Source organism: Citrobacter sp. Res13-Sevr-PEB04-36 (assembly GCF_015672735.1).
Taxonomy (GTDB): Bacteria; Pseudomonadota; Gammaproteobacteria; order Enterobacterales; family Enterobacteriaceae; genus Citrobacter.
Genome location: NZ_JADABY010000042.1, coordinates 114,620 through 137,417 on the forward strand (window position 1 = coordinate 114,620; position 22,798 = coordinate 137,417).

Below are 22,798 nucleotides of genomic sequence, written 5' to 3' on the forward strand. Positions count from 1 at the left end.
ATTGGCTAACAGGCGTTAAAGATTAAGACTTTTTCGCCTGATACATCTCTTCTGAGTGGTTATCATCTTCAACCCAGAAATTAATGTTGAACTGCGCGTCGTCGCTTAATTCAACGCGATGCCAGTATTGCGGTGGGCTGGTCGCAAACTGACCGGCATTAATCACCACTTTCACTTCAGGTTCTTTCGCTTCTTCATTCGCAAAGCCGTAATACGTTACCGTACCTTCCATCACGCAAAGCTGTCCAAAGACGCCAGCTGCAGTGTTATGGTGGGAAAGCAATGCTGCTGGGACAGTGTCTTTTGTGAAAAAGGGAGTAGAGCGTTTAACTTTCCAGTTTGCCGGGATGCGTAAATGGGACATGGGACATCTCCTTGGTGAGGCATCTATAAGATGTATTTAATATACATCTTATAGATGCTAACAGGCAATGACATTATGGCAAAAAAAAACGCTCCCGAAGGAGCGTTTCTGTTAGCGACCGAAGAGATCGCGTTTTTTCGGCTTAAACGGTTGGGCAAGAACCACCAGCACTGCAACAACAAGGTATGCGGCAAAGATGCCTAAGAGCCACTGTGGCATTTCGAGGGTTAAAAAAGACCACTGGCGCTCAGCGCAGTCGCCGGATGCCAGGAAAACCTGGGGCAGCCATTTGTCCAGCGGTAACCAACTCGGAAAGCGGGCGGCAAAATCACAGGTCATGAATGGTGACGGGTGAAGCTGGATCATGGTGTGCTCGTACGCTAACTGCAAACCGCGCCAGGCGCTGTAAATCCAGATAATTATCGCTACCAGGCGCAGCGGCGTTTTTGGCGCAATAGCACCCACCAATCCTGCAGCCATTACGCCGAATAACGCACTACGTTCGTAAATACACAACACGCAGGGTTTAAGCAGCATCACGTGCTGGAACCACAGCGCAACAAGTTCCAGCGCCAGGGCGGTTAGCGCCAACAATAACCATGCTCCACGACCTCGGGAGCACTGGTTTAAAAATCGCAACATAATAATTTCCCTGCAACATGCGTAGAGAGCGCAGTTTAAACCAATTCAATTTATGCGCCACTAGCTGCCATTGAAATATTGTGTAATCGGATAATTATCATGCAAAAAGTCAAACCGGGCAGTGATTTGCCCGGTAAATTGTTATGAAAGTGTAGCTAACCAGCCTGTTTGCGTCATCCACTCAGTCACCGGGACAAGGGTGAACTCTACGCACAAAAGTCCAACCAGCGTCAGCACAAGGGTATATGGCAGCGCCATCCATACCATACGACCATAGGACAGGCGAATTAATGGCGCCAGCGCGGAGGTCAACAGAAACAGGAATGCTGCCTGACCATTTGGCGTCGCGACGGACGGCAGGTTGGTTCCGGTATTAATTGCCACTGCCAACAGTTCATACTGATTAAGGCTGATTGTTCCGTGCTCCAGTGCCGCTTTTGCTTCGTTGATATAAATCGTCCCAACAAAGACGTTATCGGAAATAGAAGACAGCAGGCCATTGAAGAGGTAGAACAGCGTGAGCTGTGCATGCTCTGAGGCCTGTAATACAAACTGAATAATTGGTGAAAACAGCTGCTGATCGATAATCACGGCGACAATTGAGAAAAACACGGTCAGCAGCGCGGTGAACGGCAGTGACTCGGTGAACGCCTTGCCGATGGCATGTTCATCAGTGACCCCCGTTAAGGACGTCGCCAGGATGATAACCGACAGGCCTATCAGTCCAACCTCGGCCAGATGCAGGGCCAGGGCGATAACCAGCCAGACGCCGATAATCGCCTGGACAATCAGTTTGATCTTGTCCTGGCGGGTACGCTGCTGGCGGCTTTGATCGTCAAATTGCTGCAGAACATCACGCACCTTTTCAGGCAATGTTTCGCCATAACCAAACCAGCGTAATTTTTCAACCAGCATGCAGGTTAACAGTCCACAGATAAGTACAGGGACGGTGACCGGCGACATGCGCAGGAAAAAATCACCAAAATGCCAGCCCGCCGCTTTGGCGATAATCAGGTTTTGCGGTTCGCCCACCATGGTCATTACGCCGCCTAACGCTGTACCGACGCCGGCATGCATCATCAGACTGCGCAGAAAACCGCGGAACTGCTCGAGTACGGCTTTGTTGTGCTGATCGATATGGCTGTCATCGAGCATATTATTATCTTCCCCACGGGAAGAGGCGATGCGGTGGTAAATGCCATAAAAACCGACCGCCACGCTTATCACGACGGCGACCACGGTCAACGCATCGAGGAACGCTGACAGAAAGGCGGCGGCTACGCAGAAGGACAGCGACAGCAGCATTTTAGAGCGAATGCTCAGCAGCAATCGGGTAAAAATAAACAGCAGTAACTGCTTCATAAAGTAGATGCCCGCCACCATAAACATCAGCAGCAATAACACCTCAAGATTGGCAGCGATCTCTTCCCGCACGTGTGTAGCGCTGGTCATGCCAATGACGACAGCCTCAATCGCCAGCAGCCCGCCCGGCAGCAACGGATAACACTTAAGCGCCATTGCCAGCGTAAAGATGAACTCAGCCACCAGCAGCCATCCGGCAACAAACGGGTTGATGAAGAAGATAATCGGGTTAACGATTAAGAAGGTTAATAGTGCAAGCTTGTACCAGTCCGGCGACTGGCCTAAAAAGTTGCGCCACAGCGCGCGACCCCAGGATAGCTCCATGGCAGTTTCCCTTACCTGTAAAAATGAAATCATGTTTTTATGTTTGACCGCAAAGCTTAACGGGGCGAAGGAAAGCAGGCAAGCTCTTCAGCTGAGATGGTTCGCCGATTGCATATTCGCGTTATCTGGAAAATGAAGACTTGATCCACTTTTTCTTCGTGGTGTGCGCTATCAGCTATGAAATCCGTCTGGTATGATGACTGTAACTATGTTTTGCTGTGTAATGGAATTATTACTATGGTCATTAAGGCGCAAAGCCCGGCGGGGTTCGCGGAAGAGTACATCATTGAAAGCATCTGGAATAACCGCTTCCCTCCTGGTACGATTTTGCCCGCTGAACGTGAACTCTCTGAACTTATCGGAGTAACACGAACCACGTTACGCGAAGTGTTACAGCGCCTTGCTCGGGACGGCTGGTTGACCATTCAGCACGGCAAACCAACGAAAGTGAATAATTTCTGGGAAACGTCCGGGCTGAATATCCTTGAAACGCTGGCGCGCCTCGATCACGAGAGTGTTCCGCAACTCATTGATAATCTGCTGTCGGTACGCACCAACATCTCAACAATCTTCATTCGCACCGCATTCCGTCAGCATCCGGACAAGGCACAGGAAGTGCTGGCGACGGCAAATCAGGTAGCCGACCATGCCGACGCCTTTGCTGACCTGGACTACAATATTTTCCGCGGCCTGGCATTTGCATCCGGTAACCCGATTTACGGTCTGATCCTCAACGGCATGAAGGGATTGTATACCCGCATTGGTCGTCATTATTTCGCCAATCCGGAAGCCCGTAGTCTGGCGCTGAGCTTCTACCATAAGCTGTCATTACTCTGCGAACAGGGCTCTCATGACCAGGTGTATGAAACGGTGCGCAGTTACGGCCACGACAGCGGCGAGATTTGGCATCGTATGCAGAAAAATCTGCCCGGCGATTTAGCCATTCAGGGCCGTTAATCGCTCAATGCCGGATGGCGGTGTGAACACCTTATCCGGCCTACGTGGATGTCTAGTGTAGGCCGGATAAGACGCTTTCGCGTCGCCATCCGGCAATAAGATTCACAGACCGTTCATTCTCGGCGGGCAACGTTCCAGCAGCTCCACGCTGCCATCTTCATTCTGTTGCTCCAGCGTCACGTCAAAACCCCATAACCGATGGACGTGCTTCAGCACCTCTTTGCGACCCTTATCCAGCGGGGCGCGATTATGCGGAATATAGCGCAGTGTGAGAGAGCGATCGCCGCGCAAATCAACATTCCATACCTGAATGTTTGGCTCCAGGTTGCTCAGATTATACTGCGACGACAGCCGGTTACGAATTTCACGGTATCCCTCTTCGTTATGAATTGCTGAGATTTCCAGATAATTATGTCTGTCATCGTCCAGCACGGTGAACAGGCGGAAATCACGCATCACCTTCGGTGACAGGAACTGGCTGATAAAGCTCTCGTCTTTAAAATCACGCATTGCAAAGTGCAGGGTTTCCAGCCAGTCAGAACCGGCGATATCCGGGAACCAGTATTTATCTTCCTCGGTCGGGGACTGACAAATACGTTTGATGTCCTGGAACATGGCGAATCCGAGCGCATAGGGGTTAATTCCGCTATACCACGGGCTGTTGTACGGCGGCTGGAACACCACATTGGTATGGCTGTGTAAAAACTCCAGCATGAACCGCTCGGTGACTTTTCCTTCGTCATAAAGGTGGTTAAGGATGGTGTAATGCCAGAACGTCGCCCAGCCTTCATTCATCACCTGGGTTTGTTTCTGTGGATAAAAATACTGGCTCACTTTGCGCACAATGCGCAGGACTTCACGCTGCCAGGACTCCAGCAGTGGGGCGTTCTTCTCCATGAAGTACAGCAGGTTTTCTTGTGGCTCAGAGGGATAACGCCGCGCTTCGAACACGGTTTTCTCTTCCTCTTTTTTCGGCAAGGTACGCCACAGCATATTTACCTGGCTTTGCAGATATTCTTCACGGCTTTTTTGCCGCGCTTTCTCTTCCTGCAATGAAATTTTTTGCGGACGTTTATAGCGGTCAACGCCGTAGTTCATCAGCGCATGGCAGGAATCGAGCAGTTTTTCGACTTCATCGACGCCGTAGCGCTCTTCACACTGGGTAATGTAGTTTCTGGCAAAAATCAGATAATCAACAATGGAGCTGGCGTCCGTCCAGCTACGGAAAAGGTAGTTATTCTTGAAGAAAGAGTTATGCCCGTAGCAGGCATGTGCCATTACCAGTGCCTGCATGGTGATGGTGTTCTCTTCCATCAGATACGCGATACACGGGTTGGAATTGATGACAATCTCATAAGCCAGCCCTTGCTGACCGTGCTTATACAGACGTTCGGTTTCAATAAACTTTTTACCAAACGACCAATGGGTATAGTTAATCGGCATTCCGACGCTGGAGTAGGCGTCCATCATCTGCTCGGAGGTGATGACCTCGATTTGGTGCGGATAGGTCTCCAGCCGGTAGAGTTTTGCCACGCGGTCTATTTCCGCCAGATAGACATCCAGCAGATCAAACGTCCAGTCGGGTCCATCGCTCAACCGTGTGGTGTCCTTGTTCATGGAATCAATCGTAGCCATTCGCGCACCCTCATTGTTGGCGGCACTCTCTGTCTGGAGTACCTCATTTCAAGCATAGAACACGGTGTTAAAAAACGTGCTGCGGCAGAAAATTTTTCTTTGCAATATCACGTTAATACAACATCGAAAAACCGGATGCTCACAAAATTTTATGCTGGATAAAAATGACGCACAGCAGGAGATGCCAAAGCAGGGGTTTCCCTGTCATTACCGCTATGTGTGAGATACATCACCATAAAAAAGCCATATGTTGAATAATATTTTCAACTGAGTTATCAAGATGTAATTAGATGATTATTCTTTTACTGTTAACGGAGTGGCTATGCGAGTTGTCATACTGGGAAGTGGTGTCGTTGGCGTGACCAGCGCCTGGTACTTAAGTCAGGCTGGACACGAAGTCACCGTCATTGATCGTGAGCCCGGCCCGGCGCTGGAAACCAGTGCGGCCAATGCGGGGCAAATCTCTCCAGGCTATGCAGCACCGTGGGCGGCACCCGGCGTACCGCTGAAGGCGATTAAATGGATGTTTCAACGTCATGCTCCGTTGGCCGTTCGTCTTGACGGCACGCAGTTCCAGCTAAAATGGATGTGGCAAATGCTGCGCAACTGTGACACCAGCCATTACATGGAAAATAAAGGTCGAATGGTGCGCCTGGCAGAATATAGCCGTGATTGCCTGAAGACGCTTCGTGCGACTACCGGCATTGAATATGAAGGTCGTCAGGGCGGGACGCTGCAGCTGTTCCGTACCGAACAGCAGTATGAGAACGCCACGCGCGATATCGCCGTTCTGGAAGATGCGGGTGTGCCATATCAACTGCTGGAAGCCCATCGCCTCGCGGAAGTGGAACCGGCGCTGGCCGAAGTGGCGCATAAGCTGACCGGCGGGCTGCGTTTACCGAATGACGAAACCGGCGACTGTCAGCTGTTTACCCAACGGCTGGCGCAAATGGCGGAGTTGGCTGGGGTTAAATTCCGCTTTAATACGCCGGTTGATAAGCTGCTGAGCGACGGAGAGCAGATTTATGGTGTGCAGTGTGGTGAGGAAATTATCAAAGCCGATGCCTATGTGATGGCGTTTGGCTCTTATTCCACGGCCATGCTGAAAGGGATGGTCGATATCCCGGTGTATCCGCTTAAAGGCTATTCGCTCACCATTCCAGTTGCCGAGGACGACGGCGCGCCGGTGTCGACTATCCTTGATGAAACCTACAAAATTGCCATCACTCGCTTTGATAACCGTATCCGCGTGGGCGGTATGGCAGAGATTGTGGGCTTCAATACCGAATTATTACAGCCGCGTCGTGAAACGCTGGAGATGGTGGTGCGCGATCTCTTCCCACGCGGCGGGCACGTGGAGCAGGCTACCTTCTGGACCGGACTGCGGCCGATGACGCCGGACGGCACGCCGGTAGTCGGGCGTACCCGCTTTAAGAACCTGCTGCTCAACACCGGTCACGGTACGCTGGGCTGGACCATGGCCTGCGGTTCGGGGCAGCTGCTGAGCGATATCCTTTCTGGTCGTACGCCCGCCATCCCTTACGATGACCTGAGCGTGGCTCGTTACAGCCCAGGATTTTCGCCGTCACGTCCACGACATTTACACGGCGCACATAGCTGAGAAGGACGCGAGATGACCCGCCCAATACTGGCCAGCATTGACCTGCAGGCGTTGAAACAAAATTTAGGCATTGCACGGCAGGCCGCACCGGACGCCCGCGTCTGGTCGGTGGTAAAAGCCAACGCTTATGGACATGGCATTGAACGCGTCTGGAATGCGCTGGGGAGCACCGACGGTTTCGCCATGCTTAATCTGGAAGAGGCGATAACGCTACGTGACCGGGGCTGGAAAGGCCCGATCTTAATGCTCGAAGGTTTTTTCCACGCTGAAGACCTGACGGTGTATGACCAATATCGTTTAACCACCTGTGTACACAGTAACTGGCAGCTCAAAGCGCTACAAAATGCCCGTATGAACGCCCCGCTGGATGTGTATCTGAAGGTTAACAGCGGCATGAACCGTCTGGGCTTTTTGCCCGAGCGGGTAGCGACCGTCTGGCAACAACTGCGCGCGATGCCGAACGTGGGCGAAATGACGCTGATGTCACATTTTGCCGATGCCGAACATCCGGACGGCATTCAGGACGCGATGGCGCGGATTGCACAGGCGACGGAAGGGCTTGAATGCCGACGTTCGCTGTCAAACTCCGCCGCCACGCTGTGGCACCCGGAAGCCCATTTCGACTGGGTACGCCCGGGTATTATTTTGTACGGTGCCTCCCCGTCAGGGCAATGGCGGGACATCGCCAATACCGGCCTCAAACCGGTAATGAGCCTGAACAGCGAGGTCATCGGGGTGCAAACGCTGAAGGCCGGTGACAGGGTCGGTTACGGTGGCCGTTACACCGCCCGCGGCGAACAACGCATCGGGATTGTGGCGACCGGCTATGCCGACGGTTATCCGCGCCATGCGCCGAGCGGCACGCCGGTGCTGGTGGACGGTGTCCGTACCGGGACGGTCGGCACGGTGTCGATGGATATGCTAGCAGTGGATCTGACGCCATGTCCTCAGGCAGGCATTGGTACGCCGGTAGAGCTGTGGGGCAAAGAGATCAAAATCGACGATGTGGCTACCGCGGCCGGTACGGTGGGGTACGAGTTGATGTGCTCGCTGGCGCTGCGAGTACCGGTTGTGACGGTGTAACTTTTGTAAAGTTGCCTGATGGCGCTGCGCTTATCAGGCCTACAATAGCAGTACATTTGTAAGCCGGGTAAGGCGCAGCCGCTACCCGGCAAAAATTCCAGAGTTATTCATCCTCATCTTCTGCGACACGTACACCCACCTTCAGTACCGCATTATCTTCTTTCTCGGCCACAGTCCAGATCATCCCGGCAAATTCGACCTGGTCGCCGACCACCGGTGCGGCGCCTAGCAATTGCTGGACGATTTCACCCAGCGTTTGCTGTTTATCTCGATACTCTGTGCCATCTTCCAGCCCATAAATCAGCGCCACGTCGGCGTATTTGGCGCTGGCTTCGAGAATAAAGTCACCAAAGAACCGTTGGTCTAAGGCTACCGGCGGCGACTGGCTGAACAGTTTGCCTAATGCGGGGAGATCGCGCTCGCGGCCAATGACACACAGCACGTCGCCTTCGCGCAGGCGAGTACTGCCCGAAGGGTGAAACAGCACGTTGTCACGAAACAGCGCAGCAATGCGCGTCTCGTCTGGCATATGCAGGTCGCGCAGTGCGGCACCCACACACCATTTATCCGCACTCAACTGATAAACAAACTGCTCCCAGGGATTATCAGGATGAATATCCAGGCCAATACGGGATACAGGCCAACCGACAGGGGGTACCACCACTTTGGCTTTTTTGGCCGCCCAGGACAGCGACGTCCCCTGAAACAGCAACGAAATTAATACCACAAAGAATGCCACGTTGAAGAACAGGCGCGCATTCTCCAGCCCCGCCATCATTGGGAAGACAGCAAGAATGATCGGTACCGCACCGCGCAAACCAACCCAACTGATGAAAATGCGCTCGCGTAGATTGAAGCCCCGGAAGGGTAACAGCCCGGTGAACACAGATAGCGGGCGGGCAAAGAAAATCATCCAGGCGGACAAAATCAGTGCCGGAACGGCAATCGGCAGCAGGTCGGACGGCGTAACCAACAGGCCCAGCACCAGGAACATGGCGATTTGCGCCAGCCAGGCCAGGCCGTCAAAGTTTTGCAGAATACCAAACCGGTTACGAATTGGCCGATTCCCCAGCAGGAAGCCGCACAGATAGACCGCCAGAATACCGCTGCCTTCCAGTGCGGTGGTGACGGCAAAGACGAGGATCCCACCGCTTAAGGCCAGCAGCGGATACAATCCGGCAGGCAGCGAAATCCGGTTAATCATCTGCTGGAGTAGATAACCGCCGCCCAGACCAAGCGCAATACCCAGGCCAAACTGCTGGATAATATGCACGGCGAACACCCAGCTTAAACCGGTCTCATGGTTTTGGATCATTTCGATAAGCGTAATAGTGAGAAACACCGCCATCGGATCGTTGCTGCCCGATTCGATTTCCAGCGTCGAGCCGACACGTTCGTTAAGACCCTTCCCGCCAAGCAGCGAAAACACCGCTGCGGCGTCGGTTGAGCCGACAATTGCGCCAATCAGTAGCCCTTCGATGAGATCCAGATGAAACAGCCACGCGGCCATCATGCCGGTTAACCCGGAGGTGATAAGCACGCCAACGGTTGCCAGTGATAATGCCGGACCGAGCGCCACGCGAAAAGAACTGGCCTGAGTGCGCATCCCACCATCGAGCAGAATTATCGCCAGCGCCAGGTTACTCACCATGTAGGCGAAAGGGTAGTTATCAAAAGGAATGCCGCCAATTCCGTCCACGCCCGCTAACATACCGATTGCGAGAAATATCACCAGAATAGGGATGCCAAGACGTGATGAAAACGAACTGAGTAAGATACTGCAGGTGACGAGAACGGAACCCAAAATAAAAAGACTGATAATTGCTGCGGCATCCAACGTTCGGTTACTCCTGAATTACGCTGTTTCGTATTAATAAACCCTAACATATTAGCGGCAGAAACAGCGTTTTACTTAGCCCTGTGAGTGGCTTTTTTTACGATTTCAGCACCGGATGCCCGGTTAAGGTGAGCTGACTACTATTTTTAGTATTTTTCAGCACCGCTTTTGCCCCCATCGGGAGCGTGACGGTGCGTTGCTCATGACCAAAATCGAGGCCGCTAATCAACGGCACTGAGAGTCTGGAACGTAGAAATGTACAGACTTCATCCAGATTGTATCCTGCGTCGTAATCGTTCGGTGCGCTGCCGCTAAAACTGCCGAGAATAATGGCGTTCTGACGGGCTAAAATGCCCGCGTGGTACAGCTGCAACAGCATGCGTTCGACACGAAACGGATGCTCGTTAATGTCTTCCAGCACCAGAATACCGTTATCAATAGCTGGCATATACGGGGTGCCCATCAGCGAAATGAGCATCGCCAGATTTCCGCCCCACAGCGTGCCTTCGGTGGCGCAATCCGGGCCATCACCCTGCCAGTCAATGGTAAATTGCGCATTGCGTAACGCCTGCCAGAAATAGTGTTCGGTAAACGGGTTCATTTCTTCGGCACCGAAGTTGGCTGCTAACATCGGGCCGCTGAAGGTGATGATGTTGCCCTGCGCCAGCAGGCCGCACTGAATCGCTGTAAAGTCACTGTGCCCGCAGATGAGCAGCGGGTCGTGTTGCTGGCGGGCAGCTAACGCCGGCCAGTCAATATCACCCAGTAAACGACTGGCGCCGTAGCCGCCGCGCACCGCCAGCACAATGGTATTGGGCGTTTTTAACTCAGTAAGAGAATTCACATCCCCCAGTCGTTCGGCGTCGGTACCGGCAAAGCGCTGGTAGCGACGTGCAATAACCGCTGAATTTGAGACCTGATGACCGGCTTCAGTAAGACGCGAAAGCCCGCGTAATGCCGCTTGCTGGTTGATACAGTAGCCCGAAGGGGCAATTAAGTGAAACCGGGACATGGCATTTCCTTGCTACAACTAAAACCAAATGTATATCATGCCGCGTAGGTATGTCGTTGTCACCTCAGCGACAGGTTCCGGCTATAAGGATAGATGACGTGAAATTGAGATGGTTTGCTTTTTTGGTTGTATTACTTGCGGGCTGTAGTTCAAAACAGGATTACAAAAATCCGCCATGGAATGCTGAAGTTCCGGTTAAACGCGCAATGCAATGGATGCCGATCAGTGAAAAAGCCGGTGCGGCCTGGGGGGTAAGCCCGCAATTGATTACCGCCATCATCGCCATTGAATCGGGCGGAAACCCGAATGCGGTCAGTAAATCTAACGCCGTTGGGCTGATGCAGCTGAAAGCTTCTACCTCAGGGCGGGATGTCTACCGTCGGATGGGCTGGAGTGGAGAACCGTCGACCAGCGAGCTGAAAAACCCTGAGCGCAATATCTCAATGGGTGCCGCGTACCTGAGTATTCTCGAAACCGGACCGCTTGCTGGGATCGAAGATCCGCAGGTGATGCAATATGCGCTGGTGGTGTCATATGCCAATGGTGCGGGGGCGTTGCTGCGGACATTCTCCTCTGACAGGAAAAAGGCTATCAATAAAATCAACGATCTCAGCCCGGATGAGTTTATTGAGCATGTAGCGGATAATCATCCGGCGCCGCAGGCTCCGCGTTATATCTGGAAGCTTCAGCAAGCGCTGGATGTGATGTAGTTCGCGTGAGGTTACTCGCGCACCTTGTTGGATTTTTCCCGGGCCTCACGTTCAAGTGAAAAAATAATCCGCTGTAAGTTCCGCTCCACCGCCGGGCTGACGTTGAGAAAACGGAAGCTCAGGCGGGGAGTGGTGATGGTTTCATTTTTCCCGTCGATAACCTTGCGTTCGCTAATAGAAATAAGCTGGGCGTCAACGTGGTATACCCCCCATTGTTCCATGTTGATTTCAACCTGTGAGAAGCGCATACCTTCCACCAGTCCTTCTGGTTTTGCCTCTGCTAACAGCGCGCCCATCCCGCCGAGTGATAAATCAAATAAACGAAAACGTAGAATACTGTTGTCCGGCATTTTTGCCGAGCAGTGATAGGGCGGATGCAATGGGGCACCAATACGGAAATATTCCCGGCGCTGGACAAACCACAGCGCGGGCGGCAGCGACGAGATAAATGCCGGCAACCGTTGAAATTCCCCTTTTTTGAGCTGAGGCAGGGTGAACTCGACCTTGGCGCCCTGCGTTTCAGCGATGACAGAGACTTGGCTTGCCCGCTGAACGGCCTGGTTTTCATATTCCTGGCTGCCAAAATCCATGACCAATTCATCCGGGCTCACCGCGAGAATTTTGCTGATGAACTGTCCACCTGACCAGGAGATACGCAGGGGGATATGCTGTGAATTTAAGTCGCGGAGAACGCCTAACACCGCTAATGGGTTTTGCTTCAGGAACTGCTCATGGTAGTTGCTCACACCTAATGACTCCTGGATGCCTGGTTGGTCGTTGGATTATCGGCATCGCGCGACAGAACTTAATACAAATGGATGAAATTTTTTATTAAATCCGCTGAACGCAAGCTGAAGGAAAACGCCGGGCAACGGCTTGCCTATACTTAACGTACTGGCGCAGGAATGGCTTGCGCATGCGTTCACTGGAAAGAGGGCCTGAAAATGGGAATTATTGCCTGGATTATTTTTGGTCTGATTGCGGGCGTTATCGCCAAACTGATCATGCCGGGGCGCGATGGCGGAGGGTTTATTCTGACCTGTATTCTCGGCATTGTCGGGGCCGTGGTCGGCGGATGGCTGGCAACTATGTTTGGTATCGGAGGTGATATCAGCGGGTTTAATCTGCACAGTTTCCTGGTGGCCGTCGTCGGTGCCATTCTCGTACTGGGTATTTTCCGCCTGGTACGGCGAGATTAATTGAGCGGCCCCTGCGGGGGCCGTTCTCATTGATATTCTAGGGTAAATTATTGCACGGTCTGCGGTGTTTTTTCAGTAACAGGACGCGAAGACGGGACGCTGTCACAGGGTTTGTCTTTGGCGCAAATCAGGTCAAGCATTTTTAAGGTGACGCCGTTGGTCCAGCCAAAGCCGTCCTGTAACGGGTACTCGCCACCGCCACCGCCGGTTCCTGTGCTGCTGACGTCGTATTTTTCAACCAGTTTTTTCTCCCGGTCATAGGTATGCTGCACGTTGGTCAGGAAGCGCCAGGTGACCTCCATGGCGACCTTATCCTGGCCGTAGTTTTGTAACCCGGACGCAGCAACCCACTGGAGTGGTGCCCAGCCGTTGGGCGCATCCCACTGTTGACCGCTTTTCACCGACGTTGTGGCCAGACCGCCGGGTTGCAGCAGATGTGCCTGGGTTGCCGCAGCCACCTTGCTGGCGCGATCGTTGGCCGCCGCATTGACATACAGCGGGAACAGGGCGGCGGCGGTCAGTTGATTGCGTACTTTCTGACTTTTTAAATCGTAGTCGGCGTACCAGCCTTCTTTATCGTTCCACAGGTAGCTTTCAATCCCTTTTTGTCGCGCATTAGCGAAGCCTTCGTACTGTGTGGCTTTGGCTTCATCCCCTGCGGCTTTGCTGGCAAGTGCGATCATTTTTTCCATCTTGTACAGCAGCGCATTGAGATCGACAGGGATAATGCTGGTGGTGCGCAGGGTGCTTAACTGGTTTGGGTTGTCCATCCAACGTGAGCTAAAATCCCAGCCCGAGGCGGCGGCCGAACGCAGGTCGCGGTAAATTTCGGTAGCCGGGCGGTTTGGGTTGCTTTTGGCAGTGGCGATATCCTCAACCCACGACTCGGGTCTTGGCGTGTCGCGGTCATCCCAGTAGCGGTTTAACACCGTGCCGTCAGCCAGTTTGACCACCCGTTTGTTCTGCTGACCTGGCTTAAGCGTTTCGACGCCCTCCATCCAGTAGCTGTACTCTTTCTGCATCTGCGGCAGGTATTTTTTCAGTGCATCATTACCGTCGTGCTGCGCCAGCAGTTCAACCATAAAAGCGAAGAACGGCGGCTGGGAGCGGCTCAGATAATAGCTGCGGTTACCGTTAGGAATGTGTCCCCAGGCATCAATCTCGTAAGCGAAGTTCGCCACCATGTCGGAGACCTTGTCCCAGTGGTTGCTCTCGGCAAGCCCCAGCATGGTGAAATAGCTGTCCCAGTAATAAATTTCACGAAAACGCCCGCCGGGCACCACATACGGCTCCGGCAGCGGCAGCAATGAATCCCATTTTTCCACATCAGTCGTCGAACGCGTTAGCACCGGCCACAGCCCGTCGATATGCTTACGTAGCGACTGCCCGGCGGGCGGTACGTATTTCTCACCCTCTTTGGGCAGCGTAAAATTCACCCCGACGAAATGACGAAGATCGAAGCCGGACTGGTTTTTTTGCATCCGATAATCAGCAAGGATCATCAGCGGATCGCTATTGGGCACCGCATCGGCAAAGGTTTTCTGATCCGGGAACAGTTTGGCGGTTTGCACATCATTAAACAGAGGGCCGAGCAGGATATCAGGGGGCTGCGGCGTTGCGGCGGACTGTTCCTCGGCGTGGGCGCCGAATGAGGCAAGAGCGAAAAGGGTACTTGCGAGCGTGAGTTTTATTGCAACAGAGAGCAGGCCAGGATGGCGAATTGCTGGCGTTATCATCGGGTAATCTCCTTAGCGGCGTGCCGAAGCTGCGGCATTTACCATGAGAAAACCTTAGTCCAGGATCGACCGTTACGCGTTATCGGGACCCTATTTTGCGAACAAACAGACATTTCTGCACGTGATGTGAAAGCTGCACGTCCTTTGTGATAACAGGACGTGCAGCGGCGTTTAGCCCACGCGGATGATCTGATGTGCCACGCAGTCAAGGGTCAAAGTGTCCCCCATTTTGATGGCATCGAGCGCCTCACCCTGCTGGCATACCCAGCCGATCCCCATCTCGCGGGCAATGATTGCCGAATGGGACGCCTCGCTGCCCGCACGCAGACAGATGCCTTTGATGGTCAGCGGATCTAACTGCAGTACGGTGGACGGGTAAATGACGTCCGCCACCAGGATTGTCGGGCGAATAAAGGTCGGAATTTGTGCGGGAAGCCCGGTCAAATGCCGCAGCGAGCGGTACAGTAAATCATCAATGTCGATATACCGTGCCTGCAAATAGGGGTCGTCGAGCTGGAGATACTGCTGGCTCAGGTCGCTCAATACCGCGTGCCAAGCATGTTCGGCACGACACTGTTTTTCACGCATGATATCGCAGGCCATGTCATATAACTCGGCATCGTCCAGCAGTGTGTGGTGGCCGGAGAAAATTGCGGCGATATCTGCGGAGTATTTCTCTTCGGCAAGTGCCGTTAAACAGCTCAGATCTTCCAGCGTATTGTGGATCGCCGCCTGTAGCCGCTGTTGCTCGTGCTGTAAATCTGTGGCAGGTTGCGGGGCTACCTCTGCGGCGACCGGCGTATAGCAAAAGGCCATCCCCGTTGCTTGTGTGGGGGCTGTGTTTGTGATGCTGCCGGTATGGAGTTGTTCCACGGACTCACCAAAATTCTCTGTGGCAAGCTGTTTGAACGCCGCCAGCGCGTCGTCGGCCTGTTCGCCTTTGGCAATTAAGCGCAGCGTGTCATTACAGCGTACTTGCAGTAGCGCGATTTGGTTCAGGCTGTCCGGGACCACGCACTTGCCGTTTTTCTCAAGCAGCATGTCAGCGCGAAAACCAGACAGCGTGGAGACCAGTCGTGACGCCGGGCGAACGTGAATGCCGTTGGGGTTTTTGACCACCACAGTAACAGAGTGGGCCTCGTCATCGACAGAGAGGGCTGCCGATGTAGTGATGGCCGGGGACGACGAAGGTAAACCCAGTTGTTCATATTTGGCGTCGAGGGCGCTCATGGCATCGCGAATGACGCGGTCGATGTCTGCACCCGCTGCGGCGCTGACCGTGGCGGCCAGGGTGCCCTCTACCAGCGGGGCGGCGCACAAGCGTACCTTAGTGGCGATTGCCGGATCGAGCAGTTCCAGGGCGGTTTCCGCACTTAATAACGCGCTGCCGATATCCATCATCACCAGCACGTGATCCGTATCTGCGACGGACTCAATGGCCTCCATCACTTTAATCGGATCGGTGCCAATTGGATTCTCGGGATCGTCAATGCCCGCGGCGATCGCCAGTTTGCATCCTTCGCCCATTAACATCTGTCGGGCCAACTCGCCGACGCCTGCGCCCAACTGCACGCTATGAGACACAATAACCAGGTTTACCATCGCTTTATCCTTACTCTCTGGCGGCCTGAGCCAGCATTTGTACCATAAACATCACGGACGTTGCGCCGGGATCCTGATGCCCAATACTGCGCTCACCCAGATAACTGGCGCGACCCTTGCGTGCCTGCATGGTTATGGTGCTTTGTGCGGCGGCTTCCGCTTGTTGACTCGCTGTCTCCAGCGCCGCCTGTACGCTCAGTTTTTGTTCGCAGGACTGACGTAGCGACTCGACCACCGGCACCCAGACATCGCACATGGTTTTGTCTCCAGGCTCAGCTTTACCCCGGCTAATCACGCCTTCGGCACCATCACGAATCATCTGATACAGCTCGTCCAGCGTCAGGCTCTGATGGGCCTGAGTCACCTGTGCGGCGCGGATGAAGAAGGTGCCGAATAGCGGGCCGCTGGCACCGCCGACGCTGGAGAGCAGCACCATGCCAGTGTTTTTTAAAATAAAACCGATGTCTTTATCTGCAATAGACGGCAGTTTTTCGACCACTTTACTGAAGCCACGGTGCATATTCAGGCCGTGGTCGGCGTCGCCAATTTCCCGGTCAAGACCGGTCAGAAAATCACTTTCGGTGGTGAATATTTCACCGCAGCGATAAAGCCAGTTAACGATCTGTGTTCTGTTGAGGGACATTATGAATCTCCTTATTTACCCCAGTTGAGAGCAGGGGTGTGTACCGGTGCATCCCACAGGTTCAGCGTTTCGTCATCGACCTTTAACAGGGTGATGGAAAAACCGGTCATATCCAGAGAGGTACAGTAAGAGCCAATCAGATTGCGTTCGATGATGATGCCCGCATCCTGACAGCGGCTTTCAAGACGGTTATAGACGCCGAACAGTTCGGACAGCGGCGTTGCGCCAAGGTTATTGACCAGCGCAATGACGCGGTCGCCTTGTTGCAGCGCCTGTTTACTTTCTTTACCTTCCTGCCAGGCACCCTGGACGTTATCCCAGTGGCGCAGCGTGCGGCTGTAGTTACCGTTTTCCAGCAGGGTATCGAACATTTCATCCACAGTCTGGTCGAGAGAGGAGAAGGCGCGGCGGTCGATTCCCGGTTCCCCGTGAATGCCGACGCCAAACTCCATTTCGTTATCCTGCAGCGTGAACGAAGGTTGCCCTGCGGCCGGGACGGTACAGGCACCGATGGCGATGCCAATAGAGTGGCCGAGGTTATTCAGTTTGCGACCCAGCGCAGCGCACGCTTCCAGTGAGTCACCGCGTTCGGCGGCCGCGCCGACCAGTTTTTCAATCAGCACGGTATTGGCCACACCGCGACGTCCGGCGGTATACAGGCTATCTTTTACCGCCACGTCGTCGTCAACAACCATGGTCGTGACCTTGACCCCGCTTTCGTGCAACAGCTCGGTAGCGGTTTCAAAATTCAGAATGTCACCGGTGTAATTTTTGATTACCAGCAGCACGCCTTCGCCACCGTCAATTTGCATGGCGCATTCAAACATTTTGTCCGGGGTCGGCGAGGTGAAAATCTCGCCCGGACAGGCACCGGAAAGCATGCCCTGACCAATATAGCCGCAGTGCATCGGTTCGTGCCCGCTGCCGCCACCGGAAAGTAGCGCCACTTTACCCATCACCGGCGCGTCAGCACGGGTGACGTATACCGGGTCCTGATGCAGCGCCAGAGAAGGGTAGGCTTTTGCCAGCCCGGCGAGTTGTTCATTCAGTACGTCTTCAACACGGTTGATCAATTTTTTCATTTTTATGCTCCGTAGACAGTCCTGAGATGGCTGCAAAAAACGGCAGACATCTGGTGTAGGGTATCGGTGATGTACAGCGCCACGGCGACCTCTCGCTGCCGATAAGGTAATTTTGCACACGGGTTGTCAAAAGAAAATTGCGGTGATGGGTGTTTCAATACGGAACATCTTTGCTATAAAACGTTCCATTTTGGAACGTTGTGGCGCAATAATCGCCTAAAATGCGAACCTGGACATCCTTTACCAAATCAACATAAACATTACGGAGCAAGGCAGGATCATTAAAGCAACGGGCGAGATGGTTTTTACGCAATATTGGGGGACCGGCATGCAAGTTAGAACCGTGCTGGTAGTTGTTTAATTGCCACCAGTTTGCCTTGGTCAAGTTCGATATAACCACCTTTTTTTAATGCAGAGAGTATTTTCATCACACTGCTACGGGAAAGATGTGTCCGATCCAAAATGTACTGGTAAGCGGCAATCTGTTGGCGAATACTCTCAGACTCTCTGGCTAATGCCTGCAGTTGATAGCACAGCACATCATAAGTGGTTGGTGCCGCAGCCATCTCGTTTTGAATAAACAGTTTGTTTGTCAAAATGATCATATGCTTAGCCATGATCTCCCAAAGCTGTTTTTCTTCAATCCGTGCCATAACGGTATCCAGCGGGACTGTTGCCACCTCGCACGCTTCAAGCGCGCGTAGAAGCAATTTATCTGATAATGCGCTGGTAAAACCAAGAGACACTGGCGCTACGGCGATACCTAACGCCAGGTGACTCTCTTGGTTCTCAATACTCACCATACCCGCCCGGACAAACTGACACAGATGTTCTCCTGAGTGGATGAACACGAACCGACTCCCTTTTGGGTAATGCTTAAACTCTTGTTCTTCTGTCAGTTTTTGCAACAATTCCGGGGCATAAGGTGAAGGCTGTTTGAGCAGGTGGAAAGGCGATTCCTGAGGCATGATGAGGTTACCAGTATAAATAGTCATACATGTACATTGTGCAGCATAGCGCATCGTTAATACTTCAGGGGAATATTCTGCTGTATTTGTTTCAGCACACCACGCTCGGTGACGATATAGCCGCCTTTTTTTAACTCTGCGAGAATCTTCATTATGCTGCTACGTGACAGAAATGAGCGGCTTTGAATATAGTTTGCCGCGGTAGTGTGCTGACGAAACTCATCAGACTCGCGCATCAGTTCATAAAGTTGTGATCGAATAATGTCATAGGACGTCGGGGCTGAAATGCGAGTGCAGTGGTCGTACACGCGCCCAGCGGTATAAACCAGTAACTTTGCCAGGCTTTCCCATAGATTCTCATTCGCAATAATTTCGTTTGCTTTTTCCAGAGGAATGGCTGCAATGGTTGAACACTCTTCGCTACGCATAAAGAGATATTCTGAGTCAGTAAGTTGATTGCTCAGGCCGAAGATAAACGGTGCGACTTCCGAATTGAGCATAAAGCCATCTCGTAGTCGAAAGATGGCAATTGTCCCATTCATTAGTAAATAACATTGGTGAGAGTTATTGCTTTTGTAGTTAATTATTTGTCTGCATTTTGTTTCATAGATGTTGGAGTTGGGTTTTAACTTATTAATTATATTCTCTATATGCTCCGTGGGTTTTAAAGGTAATGCATGATACATGCTTGATTCAGTGATTGTTTTTGTTTCAGGCATGATTTGCTCTCTTAATAATAATGCTTCTCAAAACAACATAAAATGTTGCTTGTTTTAATAATTATGGTGGCAGCAGGAGAATAAGTGAATCCAGGGCGCGGTGTAAAATTACACCAAAAAATAACTTGAGGAAATGTGTCTGTTTATATCAAAATAGCCCATGAACAGAATAGTAATAGCTGTTAATAAAGATCTCTTATCTGTGGGGTTCTATAGCCCCCTGAGTAGGCGTTAATAGCTATTCTGTTCGGTTTTTTCAAAGTGATAGCGATAATAGAAGTGCTGAATCGTTATTTCCCCATTGGTAAATAATGGTGTGGTGCTATAAATAAATAAAGTTAAGGAGAGCAGCTATGAAAAAGAATGCGATAGCGATGACGTTGACCACCGCGACCATTCTCATGGCATCAAATGCAATGGCCTATGATGGTACTGTTATTTTTAATGGTGAAATCCTCGATGCGGCATGTATAGTCGATATTGGCAGCAATAATACACTGATGGTCGATCTTGGACGTGTATCTAAAACAGCATTTGTCAGTGCTGGAGATGAGACTTCTTCAACAAGATTTACGTTGCGACTTAAAGATTGTCCGCCTAGCGTGAATTCTGCAAAGGTAAAATTTGACGGCTCGAATGACAGTAACGACAGTAACTTACTGGCTATCACCCAAGGCGGCGGAGCGGCAAGTGGTGTAGCCATCCGTCTTAAAACGGCGGATAGCGCGAGTTTAGGACTTAACCAGGTCAATGGTTATACCTATATGCTCTCCAGTACTGCGGATAACAATCTGGATTTCTATGCCGCCTATGTGGCAACTGTTGTGCCAGTTCTTCCTGGTACAGCTAATGCTGTTGCCAGTTTCACCGTTAACTATAACTGATCTACCTGCGCAGTTTTAAGGGCCGGCGTACGGCCCTTTCAGAGGTTTACTATGAGTGTATTACGTTTTTGTATGTTGCCACTGTTTGTTCTGGCAGTCGGTATTACTACTGCTCATGCTGGTGTTTCAATTGGCGGTACGCGAGTGATTTACGATGGTGGTAAGAAAGAGGCCTCGCTGAGTGTTAATAACCCTGACTCGATTCCTTACTTAATTCAATCGTGGATTGAAGCGCAGAGTATTACTACGGAGAAAGTGCCTTTTATCATTACTCCACCGCTTTATCGTTTAGATAAAGGACAGCAAAACGTGATGCGCATTATTAGAGCAGGTAATTTACCCGAAGATAGAGAGTCACTGTTTTGGCTGAATATTAAATCAATACCCTCAACTGAACGTAAAGATAACACGTTGCAAATAGCGATCAAAACACGAATAAAACTGATATACCGGCCTGTCGGGTTAAATCGAGCAACACCAGGGGAACAGGCTGATAAATTACGCTGGAAATTCGAGGGAAAATTTATACAGGTAACGAACCCCTCTGCTTACTTTATTAATTTTAATGAAATTAGCGTTGCGGACAAAAAGGTTGAAAACGTTACATTCGTTGCTCCAGGGAGTACCGCAAGTTTTTTAATGCCGGAGGGCGTTACTGGAGGGAGAGTAATATTCAGAATTATTAATGATTATGGTGGGATTAGTGAGGCGTATCACGGCTCACATTAAAATAGCTGCTGGTCGGGAAAATTATACCAATGATGATAGCCAAACTGATAATTAATCCACCCCCGGCCCGACTGGCAGTCTTCATTTTCCTGGCCATTGCCAGTGTACTGAAGGAGGTTAAAGGTCGTGATTATTTTAATCCGGCGCTACTTGAACATACCGAATCCTCAAGCGGCGATGTTGATCTCTCCGGCTTTGAAACAGGGCAACAGGCTGAAGGAACGTATCATGTCGATATTCTGCTTAACGGGGAGAATGTGGACACCCGCGACGTTGCATTTACCCGTGGTAAAGAAGGGGCGCTGGAACCGTGTTTGTCGCTAGCGTGGTTACAAAGCTACGGCGTGAAGACATCGCTGTACCCTGAGCTTGAGGGGAAAGAAAACTGTGTCAATTTTTCCATCATTCCGCAGGCATCTAGTGAACTCTCATTTTCAGCCCAGAAGTTGCTACTGAGTATTCCACAGGCGGCACTTTTCACACCCGCTCGCGGATATGTTGCGCCAGAACAGTGGGATGAGGGCATCACCGCAGCGCTGCTTAATTACAGTCTTAGTGGGGATAACAGTTGGTCCAGGGGCAATGGCAACGCTTACCGCAGTCAGTACGTTAACCTGCGACCAGGAATGAACATTGGTCCCTGGCGGGTACGGAATTACACGACCTGGAATCATGACAGCCAGGGGCGCGATGACTGGGACACGATATATAACTATGTGCAGCGCAATATAATCTCCCTGAAATCGCAACTGGTGATAGGCGACAGTTCCTCACCCGCGGATGTTTTTGACAGTATTTCGTTTCGCGGCAGCCAGCTTGCCTCCGACGATGAGATGCTCGCGGACTCTCTGAAAGGTTACGCACCAGTCGTACGGGGGATTGCGCGAACCAATGCGCAAGTGGTCATCCGGCAGAATGGCTATCAAATTTACCAAAATTACGTCTCTCCCGGTGCGTTTGAAATTACCGATATGTATCCGACGGGGGGCGCCGGGGATCTGGACGTCACTCTTAAAGAAGCCGACGGAAGCGAGCAGCACTTCACCGTACCGTATGCCTCATTGCCGCTATTGCAACGTGAAGGGCGCTTCAAATATGCGTTTACTGCCGGACATTATCGCTCCTATGACAATCGCGTAGATAAGACACCTTTTGCTCAGAGCACGGCGATTTATGGCCTGCCAGTAGGATTTACGGTTTATGGCGGATTCCAAGGTTCAGACAACTATCGCTCGGTGGCAGTGGGGGTAGGGAAAAACCTTGGCGTGGTCGGGGCGATGTCTACTGATATTACTCAGTCCTGGTCACAACCGCAGCATGCTGAAAAAGAACGGGGACAATCCTGGCGTGTCCGTTACAGCAAAAACAGCGTAACCACCGGGACCAATTTTGCGATTGCAGGGTATCGTTATTCAACGCCAGGCTATTACGGGATGCAGGACATTCTCGATACGTACGGTAGTGACAATACTCTGGTTGAGAAACGTCGTAATCGCATGGAGGCGAACATCAGCCAGTCCTTCGGCGCGGGAGGCGGGGCTTTGTCACTTAGTGCAGTACGAGAGGATTACTGGAACGACCAAAAACCGATGCAGTCGTGGAGCGTCAGTTATAACAATACCTGGAATAGAATCAACTATGGAATCAACTGGACGCAGAGTAAAAATGGTATTTCAGGGTCCGGCAGTC

General features: G+C 51.9%; 21 protein-coding genes. 8 read left to right on the forward strand and 13 right to left on the reverse strand.

From position 1 onward, the window contains the following. Nucleotides 1–22: 22 nt before the first annotated feature. From IMQ48_RS12580 to nhaB, 3 genes are all read right to left on the reverse strand, one after another. A complete protein-coding gene (locus tag IMQ48_RS12580) occupies nucleotides 23–364 on the reverse strand; it encodes a DUF1971 domain-containing protein (RefSeq protein ID WP_196209308.1) in 342 nt (113 codons plus the stop codon). Between the two features lie 111 nt (nucleotides 365–475). After that, entirely contained in the window at nucleotides 476–1,006 is a 531-nt protein-coding gene (gene dsbB / locus IMQ48_RS12585) for a disulfide bond formation protein DsbB (RefSeq protein ID WP_196209309.1), read from the reverse strand. A 141-nt stretch (nucleotides 1,007–1,147) separates the two neighbouring features. Next, nucleotides 1,148–2,692, reverse strand: a complete 1,545-nt coding sequence (gene nhaB / locus IMQ48_RS12590) for a Na(+)/H(+) antiporter NhaB (protein ID WP_196209310.1) — start codon at nucleotides 2,690–2,692, stop codon at nucleotides 1,148–1,150. Between the two features lie 237 nt (nucleotides 2,693–2,929). Here nhaB and fadR point away from each other — a divergent pair, with 237 nt between their 5' ends. Then, on the forward strand, nucleotides 2,930–3,649 hold the full coding sequence (gene fadR / locus IMQ48_RS12595; protein WP_196209311.1) for a fatty acid metabolism transcriptional regulator FadR: 720 nt from the start codon (nucleotides 2,930–2,932) through the stop codon (nucleotides 3,647–3,649). Between the two features lie 102 nt (nucleotides 3,650–3,751). Here the strand turns inward: fadR and IMQ48_RS12600 are convergent, their stop codons facing one another. After that, on the reverse strand, nucleotides 3,752–5,284 hold the full coding sequence (locus IMQ48_RS12600) for a SpoVR family protein (protein WP_096756733.1): 1,533 nt from the start codon (nucleotides 5,282–5,284) through the stop codon (nucleotides 3,752–3,754). Nucleotides 5,285–5,606: 322 nt separating this feature from the next. On the opposite strand from IMQ48_RS12600, the gene IMQ48_RS12605 reads away from it, so the two are divergent. After that, the gene (locus tag IMQ48_RS12605; protein ID WP_196209312.1) at nucleotides 5,607–6,905 is read left to right on the forward strand and encodes a D-amino acid dehydrogenase; all 1,299 of its coding nucleotides are present in this window, start codon (nucleotides 5,607–5,609) and stop codon (nucleotides 6,903–6,905) included. A 12-nt stretch (nucleotides 6,906–6,917) separates the two neighbouring features. Next, nucleotides 6,918–7,988: a catabolic alanine racemase DadX gene (gene dadX, locus IMQ48_RS12610; protein WP_196209313.1), complete on the forward strand. Its 1,071-nt coding sequence runs from the start codon at nucleotides 6,918–6,920 to the stop codon at nucleotides 7,986–7,988. Nucleotides 7,989–8,091: 103 nt separating this feature from the next. On the opposite strand, the gene IMQ48_RS12615 is transcribed toward dadX, so the two are convergent. Both IMQ48_RS12615 and ldcA read right to left on the reverse strand, forming a co-directional pair. Then, the gene (locus IMQ48_RS12615) at nucleotides 8,092–9,825 is read right to left on the reverse strand and encodes a potassium/proton antiporter (RefSeq protein ID WP_196209314.1); all 1,734 of its coding nucleotides are present in this window, start codon (nucleotides 9,823–9,825) and stop codon (nucleotides 8,092–8,094) included. A 97-nt stretch (nucleotides 9,826–9,922) separates the two neighbouring features. After that, complete coding sequence (ldcA, locus tag IMQ48_RS12620) at nucleotides 9,923–10,837, reverse strand: muramoyltetrapeptide carboxypeptidase (protein ID WP_196209315.1); 915 nt, start codon at nucleotides 10,835–10,837, stop codon at nucleotides 9,923–9,925. A gap of 98 nt (nucleotides 10,838–10,935) precedes the next feature. On the opposite strand from ldcA, the gene emtA reads away from it, so the two are divergent. Beyond that, nucleotides 10,936–11,547, forward strand: a complete 612-nt coding sequence (emtA, locus tag IMQ48_RS12625) for a membrane-bound lytic murein transglycosylase EmtA (RefSeq protein ID WP_196209316.1) — start codon at nucleotides 10,936–10,938, stop codon at nucleotides 11,545–11,547. Nucleotides 11,548–11,558: 11 nt separating this feature from the next. Here emtA and IMQ48_RS12630 read toward each other — a convergent pair whose 3' ends face one another. Continuing rightward, complete coding sequence (locus IMQ48_RS12630; protein WP_196209317.1) at nucleotides 11,559–12,293, reverse strand: flagellar brake protein; 735 nt, start codon at nucleotides 12,291–12,293, stop codon at nucleotides 11,559–11,561. 198 nt (nucleotides 12,294–12,491) lie between these two features. Here IMQ48_RS12630 and IMQ48_RS12635 point away from each other — a divergent pair, with 198 nt between their 5' ends. Beyond that, nucleotides 12,492–12,746, forward strand: a complete 255-nt coding sequence (locus IMQ48_RS12635; protein ID WP_174360505.1) for a GlsB/YeaQ/YmgE family stress response membrane protein — start codon at nucleotides 12,492–12,494, stop codon at nucleotides 12,744–12,746. A gap of 47 nt (nucleotides 12,747–12,793) precedes the next feature. On the opposite strand, the gene IMQ48_RS12640 is transcribed toward IMQ48_RS12635, so the two are convergent. The 6 genes from IMQ48_RS12640 to IMQ48_RS12665 form a co-directional block, all read right to left on the reverse strand. Continuing rightward, nucleotides 12,794–14,482, reverse strand: coding sequence for an alpha,alpha-trehalase (locus IMQ48_RS12640; protein WP_196209318.1), 1,689 nt, complete (start codon nucleotides 14,480–14,482; stop codon nucleotides 12,794–12,796). A 171-nt stretch (nucleotides 14,483–14,653) separates the two neighbouring features. Continuing rightward, nucleotides 14,654–16,084, reverse strand: coding sequence for a dihydroxyacetone kinase phosphoryl donor subunit DhaM (gene dhaM, locus IMQ48_RS12645; RefSeq protein WP_196209319.1), 1,431 nt, complete (start codon nucleotides 16,082–16,084; stop codon nucleotides 14,654–14,656). A 10-nt stretch (nucleotides 16,085–16,094) separates the two neighbouring features. Next, the gene (gene dhaL / locus IMQ48_RS12650) at nucleotides 16,095–16,727 is read right to left on the reverse strand and encodes a dihydroxyacetone kinase subunit DhaL (protein ID WP_196209320.1); all 633 of its coding nucleotides are present in this window, start codon (nucleotides 16,725–16,727) and stop codon (nucleotides 16,095–16,097) included. A gap of 11 nt (nucleotides 16,728–16,738) precedes the next feature. Next, nucleotides 16,739–17,809, reverse strand: a complete 1,071-nt coding sequence (dhaK, locus tag IMQ48_RS12655; RefSeq protein WP_196209321.1) for a dihydroxyacetone kinase subunit DhaK — start codon at nucleotides 17,807–17,809, stop codon at nucleotides 16,739–16,741. Nucleotides 17,810–18,144: 335 nt separating this feature from the next. Then, nucleotides 18,145–18,804, reverse strand: coding sequence for a winged helix-turn-helix transcriptional regulator (locus IMQ48_RS12660; protein ID WP_230326391.1), 660 nt, complete (start codon nucleotides 18,802–18,804; stop codon nucleotides 18,145–18,147). Nucleotides 18,805–18,833: 29 nt separating this feature from the next. Beyond that, the gene (locus tag IMQ48_RS12665; RefSeq protein WP_370551860.1) at nucleotides 18,834–19,496 is read right to left on the reverse strand and encodes a helix-turn-helix domain-containing protein; all 663 of its coding nucleotides are present in this window, start codon (nucleotides 19,494–19,496) and stop codon (nucleotides 18,834–18,836) included. Nucleotides 19,497–19,849: 353 nt separating this feature from the next. Here IMQ48_RS12665 and IMQ48_RS12670 point away from each other — a divergent pair, with 353 nt between their 5' ends. The 3 genes from IMQ48_RS12670 to IMQ48_RS12680 form a co-directional block, all read left to right on the forward strand. Continuing rightward, entirely contained in the window at nucleotides 19,850–20,380 is a 531-nt protein-coding gene (locus IMQ48_RS12670; RefSeq protein WP_196209322.1) for a fimbrial protein, read from the forward strand. A 51-nt stretch (nucleotides 20,381–20,431) separates the two neighbouring features. Beyond that, nucleotides 20,432–21,109 carry a molecular chaperone gene (locus IMQ48_RS12675; RefSeq protein WP_196209323.1) on the forward strand — a complete coding sequence of 226 codons (678 nt, stop codon included), beginning with the start codon at nucleotides 20,432–20,434 and terminating at the stop codon, nucleotides 21,107–21,109. 29 nt (nucleotides 21,110–21,138) lie between these two features. Continuing rightward, the coding region (locus tag IMQ48_RS12680; RefSeq protein ID WP_196209324.1) for a fimbria/pilus outer membrane usher protein at nucleotides 21,139–22,798 on the forward strand (1,660 nt) is incomplete at its 3' end.